15 protein-coding genes are annotated in these 14,103 nt (G+C 62.6%); 3 read left to right on the forward strand and 12 right to left on the reverse strand.

Going from position 1 to position 14,103, the window contains the following annotated elements:
* Positions 1-130: 130 nt before the first annotated feature.
* The 7 genes from WB528_RS10920 to WB528_RS10950 all read right to left on the reverse strand — a co-directional run bounded on the left by WB528_RS10920 (position 131) and on the right by WB528_RS10950 (position 5,869).
* Positions 131-379, reverse strand: coding sequence for a hypothetical protein (locus tag WB528_RS10920; protein ID WP_423888425.1), 249 nt, complete (start codon positions 377-379; stop codon positions 131-133).
* Between the two features lie 111 nt (positions 380-490).
* Entirely contained in the window at positions 491-1,462 is a 972-nt protein-coding gene (locus WB528_RS10925) for a polyphosphate kinase 2 family protein (RefSeq protein WP_423888426.1), read from the reverse strand.
* Positions 1,459-2,169: an NUDIX hydrolase gene (locus WB528_RS10930; RefSeq protein WP_423888427.1), complete on the reverse strand. Its 711-nt coding sequence runs from the start codon at positions 2,167-2,169 to the stop codon at positions 1,459-1,461. The genes WB528_RS10925 and WB528_RS10930 overlap by 4 nt, the downstream gene beginning before the upstream one ends.
* A gap of 21 nt (positions 2,170-2,190) precedes the next feature.
* Positions 2,191-3,219: an ABC transporter substrate-binding protein gene (locus WB528_RS10935; RefSeq protein WP_423888428.1), complete on the reverse strand. Its 1,029-nt coding sequence runs from the start codon at positions 3,217-3,219 to the stop codon at positions 2,191-2,193.
* A gap of 148 nt (positions 3,220-3,367) precedes the next feature.
* A complete protein-coding gene (locus tag WB528_RS10940) occupies positions 3,368-4,159 on the reverse strand; it encodes an ABC transporter permease (RefSeq protein ID WP_423888429.1) in 792 nt (263 codons plus the stop codon).
* Positions 4,160-4,279: 120 nt separating this feature from the next.
* Positions 4,280-4,843, reverse strand: a complete 564-nt coding sequence (locus WB528_RS10945; RefSeq protein WP_423888430.1) for a YbhB/YbcL family Raf kinase inhibitor-like protein — start codon at positions 4,841-4,843, stop codon at positions 4,280-4,282.
* Positions 4,844-5,026: 183 nt separating this feature from the next.
* The gene (locus WB528_RS10950) at positions 5,027-5,869 is read right to left on the reverse strand and encodes an ABC transporter ATP-binding protein (protein ID WP_423888431.1); all 843 of its coding nucleotides are present in this window, start codon (positions 5,867-5,869) and stop codon (positions 5,027-5,029) included.
* A gap of 128 nt (positions 5,870-5,997) precedes the next feature.
* Between WB528_RS10950 and WB528_RS10955 the strand changes: the two genes are divergently transcribed.
* Both WB528_RS10955 and WB528_RS10960 read left to right on the forward strand, forming a co-directional pair.
* Entirely contained in the window at positions 5,998-6,783 is a 786-nt protein-coding gene (locus WB528_RS10955) for an ATP-binding cassette domain-containing protein (RefSeq protein ID WP_423888432.1), read from the forward strand.
* Positions 6,780-8,351: an ABC transporter permease/substrate-binding protein gene (locus tag WB528_RS10960; RefSeq protein ID WP_423888433.1), complete on the forward strand. Its 1,572-nt coding sequence runs from the start codon at positions 6,780-6,782 to the stop codon at positions 8,349-8,351. The genes WB528_RS10955 and WB528_RS10960 overlap by 4 nt, the downstream gene beginning before the upstream one ends.
* 59 nt (positions 8,352-8,410) lie before the next feature.
* On the opposite strand, the gene WB528_RS10965 is transcribed toward WB528_RS10960, so the two are convergent.
* Positions 8,411-8,653 carry a hypothetical protein gene (locus WB528_RS10965; RefSeq protein WP_423888434.1) on the reverse strand — a complete coding sequence of 81 codons (243 nt, stop codon included), beginning with the start codon at positions 8,651-8,653 and terminating at the stop codon, positions 8,411-8,413.
* Positions 8,654-9,536: 883 nt separating this feature from the next.
* On the opposite strand from WB528_RS10965, the gene WB528_RS10970 reads away from it, so the two are divergent.
* Positions 9,537-10,577: a J domain-containing protein gene (locus tag WB528_RS10970; RefSeq protein ID WP_423888435.1), complete on the forward strand. Its 1,041-nt coding sequence runs from the start codon at positions 9,537-9,539 to the stop codon at positions 10,575-10,577.
* 15 nt (positions 10,578-10,592) lie between these two features.
* Here WB528_RS10970 and WB528_RS10975 read toward each other — a convergent pair whose 3' ends face one another.
* From WB528_RS10975 to WB528_RS10990, 4 genes are all read right to left on the reverse strand, one after another.
* Positions 10,593-11,399, reverse strand: coding sequence for an alpha/beta fold hydrolase (locus WB528_RS10975; protein ID WP_423888436.1), 807 nt, complete (start codon positions 11,397-11,399; stop codon positions 10,593-10,595).
* A gap of 36 nt (positions 11,400-11,435) precedes the next feature.
* A complete protein-coding gene (locus WB528_RS10980; RefSeq protein WP_423888437.1) occupies positions 11,436-12,068 on the reverse strand; it encodes a class I SAM-dependent methyltransferase in 633 nt (210 codons plus the stop codon).
* A gap of 14 nt (positions 12,069-12,082) precedes the next feature.
* Positions 12,083-12,712 carry a tetratricopeptide repeat protein gene (locus tag WB528_RS10985; protein WP_423888438.1) on the reverse strand — a complete coding sequence of 210 codons (630 nt, stop codon included), beginning with the start codon at positions 12,710-12,712 and terminating at the stop codon, positions 12,083-12,085.
* A gap of 110 nt (positions 12,713-12,822) precedes the next feature.
* Positions 12,823-14,103: ABC-F family ATP-binding cassette domain-containing protein (locus tag WB528_RS10990; RefSeq protein ID WP_423888439.1), on the reverse strand; the 1,281-nt coding region annotated here is incomplete at its 5' end.

A 14,103-nucleotide genomic window follows, 5' to 3' on the forward strand; every position in this document is an offset into this window, starting at 1 on the left:
TCAAGGCCAAACTGGGGACGGCTGCGCCACATTTGTACCCGTCGGGCAAAGCCGCCGTCAGAAGGCATGCGCCAAAAGAAAGCCGCCCAAAGGGCGGCTCTCCACTCAACCGATCAGGTTTGAGACAGCTTTAGCCGCCCGCTTCGCACTTCTTCATGAATGAGTTCTTGGCCGCACCCGAGAGCGGCTTGCCATCGGCGCTCACCGCCTTCGTGGAGCAACTATCGGCCATGCACTTCTTCATGAACGAGGCCTTGGCCGCGCCTGCGAGCGCCTTGCCGTCCTTGCCGACCGCCTTGCTATCACAGCTCTCCTGCGCAAACGCCGCACCGCCGGCAAATGCGACGACTAGGCCCGCCAGCATGATTTTTCTAAGCATCGTTGTCTCCCGGGGAAAAGGTTGCAGTGTCTCGATTTGATCCTAGACGATCGTTCCCGGCAAGGGGGAAATCGGGGCACTGGCGCTGCAGGCTGTCATGACGGCTACGCATCAGCCGCGCTTGGCCGTCCGCTTGGCCGTCCGCTTGACCGCACGGGTAGCGCCACCCGCCCCGCTCTTGCCTTCGCTCTCGAACGCCTTGCGTACCTTGGCAAATTCCGCCTGCGAAGCCTTGTCAACGCGGGGGAAGCGCAAATTGAGTTCTTCCAGCGCGCTGACGATGGCCGAACCGATCACCACGCGAGCAAACCACTTGTGGTCGGAGGGCACCACATGCCAGGGCGCATGGGGTGTGGACGTGTGCCGGATCACATCCTGATACGCCGCCATGTATCGCGGCCAGAACGCGCGCTCGGCGACGTCGTTCATGGAAAACTTCCAGTTTTTCGCAGGCTGCTCCAGTCGGTCGAGAAACCGTTGGCGCTGTTCTTTCCTCGAAACATGGAGGAAGAACTTCAGGATCACGGTGCCATTACGCGACAGATAGCGCTCGATCGCGGCAATATCGGCAAAGCGTTCGCGCCAGATGTTGGGCGTGATCAGCTTGCGCGGGATCTTCTCCTTCTCGATCAGATGATGATGCACCCGCGTCACCAGGCATTCTTCATAATAGGAGCGATTGAAGATGCCGATGCGGCCACGCGCCGGCAACGCGATCGCGGAACGCCACATGAAGTCGTGATCGAGTTCATGGTTGGTCGGTTGCTTGAAGGAAGTCACTTCGCAGCCCTGCGGATTGACACCCTCGAAAATGCACTTGATCGCGCTGTCCTTGCCCGCAGCATCCATGCCCTGAAAAATCACGAGCAGCGACCAGCGGTCCTGGGCATAGAGCCGCTCCTGAAGATCGCTGAGGCGCTTGACGTTGGCCTCATTGATCTTTTCGCCTTCCTCCTTGTCGAGGCCGCCCTTCTCGCTGGTCTTGTGCGATTTCAGGTGAAACTGGCTCCCGCCATCGACCCGGAACGGGGCGACAAACGGCTTCAATCGCTCGATCAGGGGTGGCTTGGGCTTCTTGCTCATGGGCTTGATCCCGAAAGTTGCGCTTCAAGAAACGCCGTGACGAAACGCGGCATCGCCGGCACGATGTCGGCGCGCCCGCGCACCAGATGCACGGCGCGCAGTTCCGGCTTTTTCTCACGCGCAAGGTTGGCCTCGACCCGCGCCTGCAGGGCCTCACCCGTCATATCGACACGCAAAATCCGGATCATGGCGATCGACGCGCCGGTGAATACACAGCTCCAGTGCGCGTCCATGGCGTAATCGGCGTCATCGAGGCCGGTCTCCTCGGCGATCTCACGGGCGATGCTGCCGGCGATATCGAGCATGCCATCCCTGACATCATCCGGATCGGGCGTCCCGGCGGGAAAATAGATGCGACCGGCATTGGAGGTGTGGTCAGCCATTTCGCCGAGCAGGAACGCGCCGTCAGACGATTGCAGCGCGCCCATGCCAAAGCCGTTGAAGACGCTCGCGTCGGGAAAACCCCAGTCGCGCCACGCCAGAAAGCTCGCAAAGTCGGTCTCGAAATAATCGGCGGAGAGCCGTTCTTCGGCGCGGACCGTGTTGCGGCCGAGCAGAACGCGACCGTTCCAGAGGTCAGGTTTTTCGCGCCGCTTCTCGGCAAAGTGCGCGTCGATCTCACCGCGCCGCTCTGCCGCGAACGGCCAGGCGAAGGCGCGCACCTTCAGGTCGAGCGCCCTGACACGATGAATCTCGGGCGGCGTCATACCGACACCGGCGGCGAGATTTTATTTCGCATTGGTTCCCGTCGTCTTCCTGGCGCGATCGACGAACTTGTTGGTGTAGGTCTTGGTGACATCGATGTTGGCTTTGGCGACATCCGGTGAGCTTTCACTGAACACCGCAAGCACCGCATCCGCGCCTTTCGGGTCCATCTTGCCGGTCTGCGAATACATCGGAATCGTGTTCTTCAGCGCGGCGAGATAAAGCGCGGTGTTCTTGCCGACCATGTTGGGCGGCATTTTCGCCATGATCTCCTCGGCCGAATGGCCATGAATCCAGTCGAGCGTATTCAGGATTGCTCCGGTCAGGGCCTGCACTTCCTTGTCGTGACCCGCAATCCAGGCCGCCGTCGAGTAGAGCGCACCGCCCGGATATTCGCCGCCGAACACATCGAGGGTGTCCTTGGCAGTGCGGGTGTCCGAAAAAATCCGCAAGTCCGAATGGCTGCCTTGCAGCACCGTGACGGACGGATCGAGCATGACGGCCGCATCGATCTCGCCCTGCTCCATCGCCGCGACCGCGGTGCCGCCGAGGCCGACGCCGATCACGGCGACGTTTGCGGGATCGACGCCGTTCTTCTTCAGGAGATATTTGAGAAAGAAGTCCGTCGAGGAACCGGGGGCGCTGACGCCGACCTTCTTGCCCGCGAGATCCTTGATCGATGAGATCTCGGCGGTGTGCTTCGGCGACACTACCAGCACCTCGCCCGGATAGCGGTCATAGACCACGAAGGCTACCAGCTCCTGTTTCTTGGCGGCGAGGTTGACGCAATGGTCGAAATAGCCGGAGACCACGTCGGCACTGCCCCCCAACACCGCTTTGAGCGCGTCCGACCCGCCCTTGAGATCGACGAGTTCAACGCTCAGACCCGCCTTGTCATACTCGCCGAGCTGTTTCGCCAGCACCGTCGGCAGGTAGCAGAGGCATGCGCCGCCGCCGACCGCGATCGTGACCTTGCTTTGCGCGGATGCCGATGTGGAAATCATGGCAAGCGCAAGAAGCGCCAACGCCAGGTTCTTGAGGCTCGATTGCATGATATTCCTCCCCGCAAAATCCTTCAAATTTGCGAGCAAGATAGAACACTACGCAGCGCAAGAGAAGGCGACGAAAGGTCTAAGTTCGTCATTGCGAGGAGCGAAACGACGAAGCGATCCAGCTTGCGTTCGCAATGACGATGACCCGTTACCCCCGCACCTCGGCGGTGGTGGTCGGGCGCCAGACCAGAAGGCGCCGTTCGACCATACTGACCAAGATGTCGATCAGAATGACGAAGGCCGAGAGCACGAACATGCCGGCAAAGACGCCGGCCACGTCGAATACGCCTTCAGCCTGCTGGATCAGGTAGCCGAGACCAGCGGCGGAGCCCAGATATTCGCCGACCACCGCGCCGACGACGGCAAAGCCGACCGAGGTGTGCAGCGAGGAAAACATCCACGACAGCGCCGAAGGCCAGTAGACGTGGCGCATCAACTGCCCTTCGTTCATGCCGATCATGCGGGCATTGTCGCGCACCGTGGCCGAGACTTCCTTGACGCCCTGGTAGACGTTGAAGAAGACGATGAAGAACACCAGCGTGACGCCGAGCGCGACCTTCGACCAGATCCCCAGCCCGAGCCACAGCGCGAAAATCGGCGCCAGCACCACGCGCGGCAGCGCGTTGGCCATCTTGACGTAAGGGTCGAACACGGCGGCGACCAGCGGCTTGCGCGCAAACCAGAAACCGATCGCTACCCCCAGGAACGATCCGATCGCAAAGGCCAGGATCGATTCCCACAGCGTGATCGCCAGATGTTTCCAGATCACCCCGGTGATGAACCAGTCGATGATCTGGCTGCCGATCGCAACCGGGGTCGAAAAGAAGAACGGCGGCAGCACGGTGTGGCCCAGGATCGGCACGGTGGCCAGAAATTGCCACAGCACCAGGGATACGACCGCGACCAGCACTTGCAGGGAAAGAAGCGTCACGCGGGGCATTACTGTCTCATCTTGTCTTGGCGGCGTACGGGTCCCCGCGCGATTGCGCGATTGCGCACAAGGCGGGGACGACGGAAAATCTGACAGTCCCTTCCGAAGAGGAGGGACTGTCAGGAACACTTACGGCTTCGAGAAGGTGCCGATCAGGCCGGTCGCCTGCTTCACATGGCCCTCAAGCGCCTTGATCACCTCGTCGCGGGTAAGGCCGGCTGCGAGCGCGGTCGGCTCAAGGTCGGTCGCCATCAGCGTCAGCGTGTAGTGGTGAATCGGGCCGGGAGGCGTGCAGGGGCCGAAATAAGACGGCAGCTTCATCAGGCTGGAGCCGCCGACATATTTGTCGCTCGGCTTGGAGACCTCGCCTTCCGCAAAGCCGGTGACGGAGGCCGGAATGCCGTAGGCGACCCAGTGGCTGACGCCGCCGGGCGGACGGCCTTCCGGATCGAACATCAAAAGCGCGAAGCTTTTGGTGCCTGCCGGCGGATTGGACCAGTTGAGCGCGGGCGACACGTTTTCGCCGACGCAATTCGGGTTGGACTTGTTGTTGCCGGCGTTCTTCACGGCCAGCCGTTCGCCGTCCTTGAAGCTCGGCGATGACAGCGTGAACACGCCTTGCGCGCTGGCAGAAGAAGCGCTCATGGCCACAAGAGCAACGGCTCCGGCCAGAGTTGAACCACGTAGGAACATGACATCTTCCTTTTATGTTTGCCTTGGGTCGTTTGCCCTTGACTGCTTGCCTTGGGGTGGGCCCGTTTTTTGGCGGGCGGAGTGTAGCTTCGCCCCCCATCAGATCAAGCTGGCCTGTCCACCTGACGCCTTCCTGCGAAAGCAGGGAATAGTCATCGACGTCCGTTGTTACGTCTCTCCCGCTCAGCCGGCTTCGGTCGCAATTTGCGTGGAGGATTGGGCGTAGCCCTTCATCACTTCGTCTTTCAGCACGTCCCATATTTCCCGGTGCAAGACGTGAAACTCCTTGCTCAAGCGCACTTCCGTGATATCGCGCGGCCGGGCAAGCCCGACGCGCCAGTCGCCGATGATGCGCGCCGAAGGCCCGGCGGACATGATCACCACGCGATCGGCCAACGCAATCGCCTCCTCCAGATCGTGGGTCACAAACAGCACCGCCTTGCGATCCGCGCTCCACAGGTCGAGCAACAGATTGCCCATGATCTGGCGGGTCTGGGCATCGAGTGGCCCGAACGGCTCATCCATTAAAAGTATCTTCGGATCGCGGATCAGGATCTGCGCCAGGCCGACACGTTTGCGCTGGCCGCCCGAAAGCATATGCGGGTAGCGATGGGAGAAGGCCCCAAGGCCGACGGAAGTGAGAAAACCCTGCGCACGTTCCAGCGCCTCGCGGCGCGGCGTGCCGTCGATTTCGAGCGCAATGGCGACGTTGTCGATCGCGGTCTTCCAGGGAAACAGCGCATCCGCCTGGAAGAGATAGCCGGCCTGCCGGTTGAGGCCGGTGAGCGGGCCGTCGAATATCCGCACGCGGCCTGCGGCCGGCGCCAGAAGGCCCGCCGCCACGTTCAGCAATGTCGATTTGCCGCACCCCGTCGGCCCGACAATGGCGACGAACTCGCCCGGCGCAACCGTCAAATTGGCCTGCTCCACCGCCGTGTAGACCCGTCCCTCGGCGAGGCGAAACGCCACGGTGGCGTTCTCAAGCGCCACGGCCGTCGGCGCTTTTTCTGTCGGCTCTGCTGCCACCCGTCTGTCCCTCGAAGTCTTCTTAAGCCTCGGAAGATGGCTTAGCCAAAGCGACGGATAAGTTCAACGCAAAGCGGCAGGCGTGGTAATAGCCTAGACACGCGCCACATGCATGAGACCGCGCCGGAATGTCAAATGCTGCCCTGATCGCCTTCGCGCATGTGGCCAAGAGCTTTGATGGCGGCCGCGTCAAGGCGGTGGACGACGTTTCGCTTCAGGTCGGGCGCGGCGAATTCCTCGCCATTGTCGGCGGCTCGGGCTCGGGCAAGACCACGTTGCTGCGGCTTGCCAATCGCCTGATCGACGCCGACCAGGGCAACATCACCATCGAGGGTGAGGACGTGCGCGCGGCCGATCCGGTCGCCTTGCGGCGGCGCATCGGCTACGTGTTCCAGAGCGGCGGATTATTCCCGCATATGAGCGTCGCCGCCAATATCGGCATCACGCCGAAGCTGAAAGGCGAGCGCGAGGCCGACATCGCCGCTCGCGTCGATGAACTCCTCGACCTGGTGCGGCTCGAGCGAAAGGAATTTCGCGACCGCTTTCCGCACGAACTCTCCGGCGGTCAGCGCCAGCGCGTCGGCGTGGCGCGAGCGCTCGCAGCGAAACCGAAGATCGTCCTGATGGACGAGCCGTTCGGCGCGCTCGACCCCCTGACGCGCGACGCGCTTTGCGACGACTACCGGGCGCTTCACACCAGGCTTGGACTGACCACGGTCTTGATCACCCACGACATGACCGAAGCCATCCTGCACGCCGACCGAATCGCAGTGATGCGCGGCGGCAAGCTGCTGGCGCAGGGCACGGCATCGGAACTGTCGCAAAGCGACGACGCCTATGTCGGCGAGCTTCTGCGCACGCCGCGCCGGCAGGCGGAACGGCTCAATGCGTTGCTGCCGCGAGGTGGCGCATGAGCATCTTTTCCGATCCACGCTGGGGTGAGGCGCTGGCGCATCTGCCGGACTATCTCGGCAGCCACGTGCGGGTCAGCCTTGCGGCCCTTGTGCTCGGGCTTCTGGTGTCGCTTCCGCTCGCGATTGCCGCGCGCAACCGCCCGGTGATGCGCGGCGTGCTGCTCGGGCTTGCCAGCATCGTGCAGACCGTGCCGGGGCTGGCGCTGCTCGCGCTGTTCTACCCGCTGTTGCTCGCTCTCGCCTCGCTGTCGCTGTCTTGGTTCGGTTTCAGCTTTTCCGCGTTCGGCTTCCTGCCGGCGGTGCTGGCGCTGGCGCTCTATTCGATGCTGCCGGTGTTGCGCAACACCATTATCGGTCTGCGCGGCATCGAACCTTCGATCCTGGAAGCCGCCGAAGGCGTCGGCATGACGCCGCTGCAATCGTTGATCTCGGTCGAGCTGCCGCTGGCGCTGCCGGTGATGATGGCCGGCATCCGCACCGCGGCAGTCTGGGTGATCGGCACGGCCACACTGTCGACGCCGATCGGCCAGACCAGCCTCGGCAACTACATCTTTGCAGGGCTGCAAACCCAGAACTGGGTGCTGGTGCTGTTCGGCTGCGCCGCCGCGGCCCTGCTCGCGCTCGCGGTCGATCAGCTGCTGGCGCTGATCGAGGCCGGCTTGCGCAACCGCGATCGTATCCGCACGATCCTGGGCGGCGCTGGAATCGCGGCCCTGGTCGCCGCGACGCTGGTGCCTTCGCTGGCGCGGTCCTCTTCGACATATGTCGTGGGCGCCAAGACTTTCGCCGAGCAATATGTGCTGGCGGCGCTGATCAGCGAGCGCCTGCGCGATGCCGGTCTTTCGGCCACAACCCGTGAGGGACTCGGCTCCAACGTGATCTATCAAGCGCTGGTGAACGGCGACATCGACGTCTATGTCGATTATTCCGGCACATTGTGGACCAACCAGTTTCATCACACCGCGCTCAAACCGCGTCAGCAACTGCTCGCCGACCTGAAGACCGAACTGGCGCGCCAGAAGGTCACGTTGCTCGGCGAGCTCGGCTTCGAGAACGCCTATGCGCTGGTAATGCCGAGAAAGCGCGCCGAAAAATACGGCATTCGCACCGTCTCCGATCTCGCCGCCATTGCGCCTGCGTTGTCGATCGCGGGTGACTACGAATTCTTCTCGCGGCCGGAGTGGACGGCGCTGCGCACGGCCTATGGGCTGAATTTCCGTGAGCAACGCCAGATGCAGCCGGACTTCATGTACGCGGCGGTGGCGTCCGGCGAGGTCGATGTGATCGCGGGTTACACCAGCGACGGCCTGATCGCGAAATACGATCTCGTTGCCCTCGGCGATCCCAAGGGCATAATCCCGCCCTATGATGCGCTTGTTCTCATCGCGCCGAAACGCGCCGGGGATGAGGAGTTGCAGGAAGCGCTGCGCCCGCTCATCGGCCGCATCGATATTGCCACGATGCGCGAAGCCAATCTGCGGGCCGCCGGCGGCGACAGCAACGCTTCACCGGATGCGGTCGCGCGCTGGCTTTGGGAAAAAACCACACCGGAAAAACCGAAAAGATAGCCGGTGCCCGACGGTGGGGACCGTCGCGCACCGGCCTTTCGATCGGAACTTGCCGTCGGTCAGCGGCTCGGGATGCAGTTATAGTCGTTGCTGGCGTCCCAGCCGCCGCGTACGCGCCAGGCGCTCCAGCTCATATAGTCGGTTTCCCTGTTGTAGGGATTGCCCGGCTCATGGCCGGCACAGTAATTAGCCTGAGCATAGGTGTCGTTGAAATGGGTAGTCTTGTGCTGCGCGAAGGCAGGCACTGCGAACGCGGTGCAAGCAGCGACAACAGCAACGCCAATAAGCGATAGCTTGGTCATGACTGTTCTCCTCTCGGTAGTCGTTCAAGACAAATGCCGGAGCCATGATCAGAAAAAGGGACAGCCCTTTCCGCTGCGACAAGGCGCCAGCCCTGGCGCGATGATCGTGCTCAAGCGATAACGAAACAAAGGCTCCAGCTCGTTGCCATCTCGATTTCCAGATCGCTGATTCTCGCGGCGATCAATGGAAACGATCGGGACGATGCGACGAATCTACACCCGCACTTTCGAGGCCCAACTAAAGAAACATTTATCGAGGCCTAAAGTATTTTTTAGACGCGCGTTCGTGGTGAACAAATCGCGGGACGCGCGATAGATCCGCAGCGGCCAATGGTCAACAGGCATCGCGCCGGCCGCTTGTTCGTCTTTGCGGCCGACTGCCCGGCGCGTTCGACCGATTGAATTGTCATGCGCTTCGAGATTGGCAGGTTGACCGTCATTTCATGAGATGACGAACGCGGGTTTGCGGCTGCCGACTCAACGAACGAGCGCCGAAATCGGCACCCTTGGGACGATCGGCCGATCCGCGCGCACCCGGCGCCGTCGATCGCCGTTTCGAAAGCACGGTGTTTTACGGCCGCATCCGAAAATCGGCCGCGGTCGAAAGGACCGGCGCCGGATGTAGTCGCCGCGTTGCCTTCCTTATGCCACAAGCCGAGCGGGATTGCGGTTTTAGCCAGGCAAAGCGAGGCCCGCGGGCCCGCCGTTAACCAAACAAGTATCTCCATGAGAAGCTTTTTTGACGCCGGGGTTTACAGCCATTTTTTTGCCCCACTGCATCAACATGATTTTTGTGCGGTGAATTGGTTGACGCGTACTCCGCAGAAAATTTCGCGACGGGAATTTTGGACGGGGGGCGAGTGAATCCTGCAGCGAGAGCGCAATGGATACGCTTTACGATTTGCTTGGGGCTCTTCCACAAGACGATGCCGAAGGCCTGAGGTCTGCGTTTCGCAGGGCCGTCAAAGGCACCCATCCCGACATCAGGCCCGACGATCCCGACGCTGCGGTGAAATTCCGGCAGATCGTGCGCGCCAATGAAATCCTGTGCGACAGGGATCAACGCGCGGCCTACGACCACCTGCTGCTGCTGGCGCAACTTGAGAAAGACCCGGCCGCCGCCCACCCGATCGCCGCGAAGGTTCACAAGATTGCATCCACCGTGCTGGCGCTGACGTCCATCTCGCTCGCAAGCGTCGGCGGCTATTTTCTGTTCATGCACATGTCGATGGCGTTGGTCGCGCCGATCGGCGGCCTGGCGGCTTCGCGTGCGCCGGCGAGCAACATCGACCTCACGGCCAGGCTGTCTGCGAGCATCGCGGCGGTCAGTTCAGCGGATGCGCCGGATCCCGCCGCCGTCAGCGCCTTTATCGCCGCGAGGACCGAGGGCGCGGGCACTGCGGGCGTGGCGAACGCCATGGCGATGGTCTCGGCCGACGCGGAAAGCGCCTCCCCGTCGGGCAGCGCCGCGCCTGATCCGGCGTCCGACCATGCGAGCCTCGCTAAGGCAGGCGACGTTTCAACGCTCGGCGTTTCAGTTCTCGCAACGTCAGCTCTTGGCAGTTCAGCTCTTGGCGGTTCAGCTCTTGGCGGTCCAACTCTTGGCGGTTCAGTTCCTGGCGGCGGCGAGGCCGGTAGCGCTGCGGTCAATCCCGAACAGGTGACGCAACTCGAGCAGAAATTCACGGCACCCTATGTCGACCGCGGCATCCTTTTCTTTCGCGGGAACAGGGACGATCACGGCTTCCCCGACCTCACGCCTCTGAAACGGTCGGACAAGCCCAGCCACTCGAAATCGATGCTCGCGGCGAACGGGAAAGCGCACCCCGACGCGCTGCCGAAGGCCGTGCCATTGCCGCAGCCGCGGACGTGGCCGCGCTCGCTGAGGCCGCAGCCGTGGTACGCCGCCTCCACGTTTTACTGAGACACTGAGCCGTCCTCAGGCGACCTCGATCAGGATCTCGACCAGGCGGTCGGGCCGGTCGATCATCACGTCGTGACCTGACGCGACTTCGTAGGTCTTCCAGCCCGGGATCGTCTTCATCTTCGCGAGCGTCTCATCGAACACCGGGCTCTTGAAGCCGGTCGCGCGGACGTATGTCTTGCGCGCGATCTTCTCACGCGCGCCGGCGGCTGTTACTTTCTCCACGACGGCCGCGAGCGGATGCGGCGTGCACTTGGCATCGACCCAGGCGCGGTCTTTTTCGTTGACGTTGAAGGCCGCGGCCGGCACCGGCTTTGCGACGAGATCGCCGCGCGCCACCGCCGCCTCCAGCGCCTTGCGCGGGCCGGGATTGGCAAGCGATATCAGGTTGTCGCCGGGCTGCGGCACGAACGCATCGAGATAGACGATCGACGAGACTTGCGGACCGATCTGCTCAGCCGCTTCCGTGATCACGAAGCCGGCGGAGGAATGGCCGACCAGCACGACGTCCTTTAAATCCTCCCACTTGACCAGGTTCGCCACGTCGTTGGCGTGCGTGGTCAGGTTGACGTCCCTGGTCAGGAGATGCGAGCGATCGGCCACGCCGGTCAGCGAAGGCGCGTAAACCTTGTGCCCCTTGCGCTCGAGCGCGTCCGCAACGCGGCGCCAGCACCAGCCGCCATGCCAGGTGCCGTGAACCAGCACGAATGTCTTCGGGGCGGTCTGGGCTTGCGCCGCCACGCCTCCGGTCGCCATCGCGCCTGCGGCAGCGAGCGCGCCGAGCGCGGCCCTCCGGGTCGTTTTCAGGGATGACGCCGCCATGAAGTCTCCTTCCATTCTACTGAAAAGCTTGGGCGGTCAGGCCGCCTGCCCGCTCTGTCTTTGAAAAACCGAAAACTGAAACCGCTGGCTCGAATTCCAGGGCGTGAGGTGATCGTGCGGGCGGGAATCCACGAGCGTAAATTCGGCACCCAGCTCCGTTGCCAGTCCGGCCGCGTCGTAACGATGGACCGGCAATCCGCTGCATGTGTCGGGCCCGTCGGCCGCGAAGGTCGCGATGATGGCGTACCCTCCGGGGACAAGCGCCTCCTTCAGCCGTGCGATGTAGGCGGCCCGATCGGTCTCATCGACCAGAAAATGAAAAGCCGCCCGGTCGTGCCAGATCGCAAAGCGCCGCGAGGGATGCCACTCCGTCACGTCGGCTGCGATCCACTGCACCTCGCTGGCGCGCCGGCCGAGCCGCAACGTGGCGAGATCGAGCGCAGCCGCGGAAATGTCGAGCGCCGTGACGCGGCGGAAGCCGCGCTCGACCAGGCCGTCGATCAGGCGCGACGCCCCGCAGCCGATATCGATGATTTCGGTGTCGGGGCCCGGGTGAGTCTGTTCGATCAATTCGAGCGAGGGTGTGGGATCATCCTGAAACCAGCTGACCTGATTCTCGCCCTTGGTGGCATAGACCGTTTCCCAATGGTCCTTGCGACTTTCCTTCATGAACTTCTAACGCCTCATTCGCCGAGCAGCTTGGCCGCGGTCAGATCGGCCTGGGCGCGTGAATCTCCCCTCGCCTCATAGGCCAATCCGCGGGTCTTCAGCGCCCTGCCGTTATTCGGATTGAGGCGAACGGCATTGTCGAGGTCCACGAGCGCGTGGATATAGTCTTCCTTCTTGAAATAGGCGAAGCCGCGTTCGGCGTAATAATCGGACATGGCCTGGTCCTTGCCGAGACGCTCGCTGCCGCCCGCAACTGTCGCATCAAGGCTGGGGCCGAGTTTGATCGCCTGACTGCACTCGGTAAGGGCGGCGTCATACTGCTTCTTGAAATTGTAGACCGAGCAGCGGTTGAAAGACGCGTCGGCATATTTCTTGTCGATCTTCACGGCTTCGGCAAAGTCGGCCAGCGCCGCGTCATAGTCCTCCTTGGCCCGCCGCTCCACGCCGCGACTAAGATATATATGGGCCAGCACATGGCCCTTATAGCGGCCCGATGTGATCGCGCGCGAGCAGGCGTCGATCGCGACATCGCCGGATTCCTTGACGCAGGTCTTCGCGTCATCGGCGGCCCAAACCGCGCCGACAAATAGCGTCAATCCTGCCGCCAGCGCGCAGGCGCCATACGCCCACAATCTCTTTCGCATGCCTATCCTCCCGCCCGGATTTTTGTTCCAGATTTGAGGCTGAGAATAGCACGGCGGAAGCGGACGAAAAGCGAGACAGACGAAAGAACTAGTGTGGCGATAACCGGACACTAGCTGCGCAAGCCCGGCGCCTCATGGCCGGAGCGCGCGACATATTCGGTGTAACCGCCGCCATACTGGTGGATACCCTCCGGCGTCAGCTCCAGCACCCGGTTCGACAAAGCGGCGAGAAAATGCCGGTCGTGGGAGACGAACAGCATGGTCCCCTCATATTGCGAGAGCGCCGTAATCAGCATTTCCTTGGTCGCCATGTCCAGATGGTTGGTCGGCTCATCCAGCACCAGAAAATTCGGCGGATCGAACAGCATGATCGCCATCACCAGCCGCGCCTTCTCGCCGCCGGAGAGCACCCGGCACCGCTTCTCGATGTCGTCACCGGAAAAGCCGAAGCAGCCGGCGAGCGCGCGAAGCGAGCCCTGGCCGGCTTGCGGAAACGCATCTTCCAGCGACTGAAACACCGTACGTTCGCCGTCGAGCAGGTCCATGGCGTGCTGGGCGAAATAGCCCATTTTCACGCTGCCGCCTAACGCCACCGTGCCGTCGTCCGGATCGGTCGAGCCCGCGACCAGTTTCAACAGCGTGGATTTTCCCGCGCCGTTGACGCCCATCACGCACCAGCGCTCCCTGCGGCGGATCATGAAATCGAGCCCGTCATAGATGACGCGGCTGCCATAGCCCTTCTGCACCTGCTTCAAACTCACGACGTCTTCGCCGGAACGCGGCGCTGCCGGAAAATCGAAAGCAACGGTCTGGCGGCGCCGTGGCGGCTCGACGCGCTCGATCTTCTCCAGCTTCTTGACCCGGCTCTGCACCTGGGCTGCGTGCGAGGCGCGCGCCTTGAAGCGTTCGATGAACTTGATTTCCTTGGCCAGCATGGCCTGCTGGCGCTCGAACTGCGCCTGCTGCTGTTTTTCGGATAGCGCGCGCTGGCCCTCGTAGAACTCGTAGTTGCCGGAGTAAGTCGTCAGCGAGCCGCCGTCGATCTCGACCACCTTGTTGATGATGCGGTTCATGAACTCGCGGTCGTGCGAGGTCATCAACAATGCGCCCTCATAACCTTTGAGGAATTGCTCGAGCCAGATCAGGCTTTCGAGGTCGAGGTGGTTGCTCGGCTCGTCGAGCAGCATGACGTCGGGACGCATCAGCAGAATGCGCCCCAGCGCCACGCGCATCTTCCAGCCGCCCGAGAGCGTGCCGACGTCGCCCTCCATCATCTCCTGGCTGAAACTCAAGCCCGCCAGCACCTCGCGGGCGCGGCCTTCCAGCGCATAGCCATCGAGTTCCTCGAAGCGGTGCTGCACCTCGCCATATTGGGCGATGATCTCTTCCAT

It is taken from the genome of Bradyrhizobium sp., from assembly GCF_049586575.1.
In the GTDB taxonomy this organism is placed as follows: Bacteria; Pseudomonadota; Alphaproteobacteria; order Rhizobiales; family Xanthobacteraceae; genus Bradyrhizobium.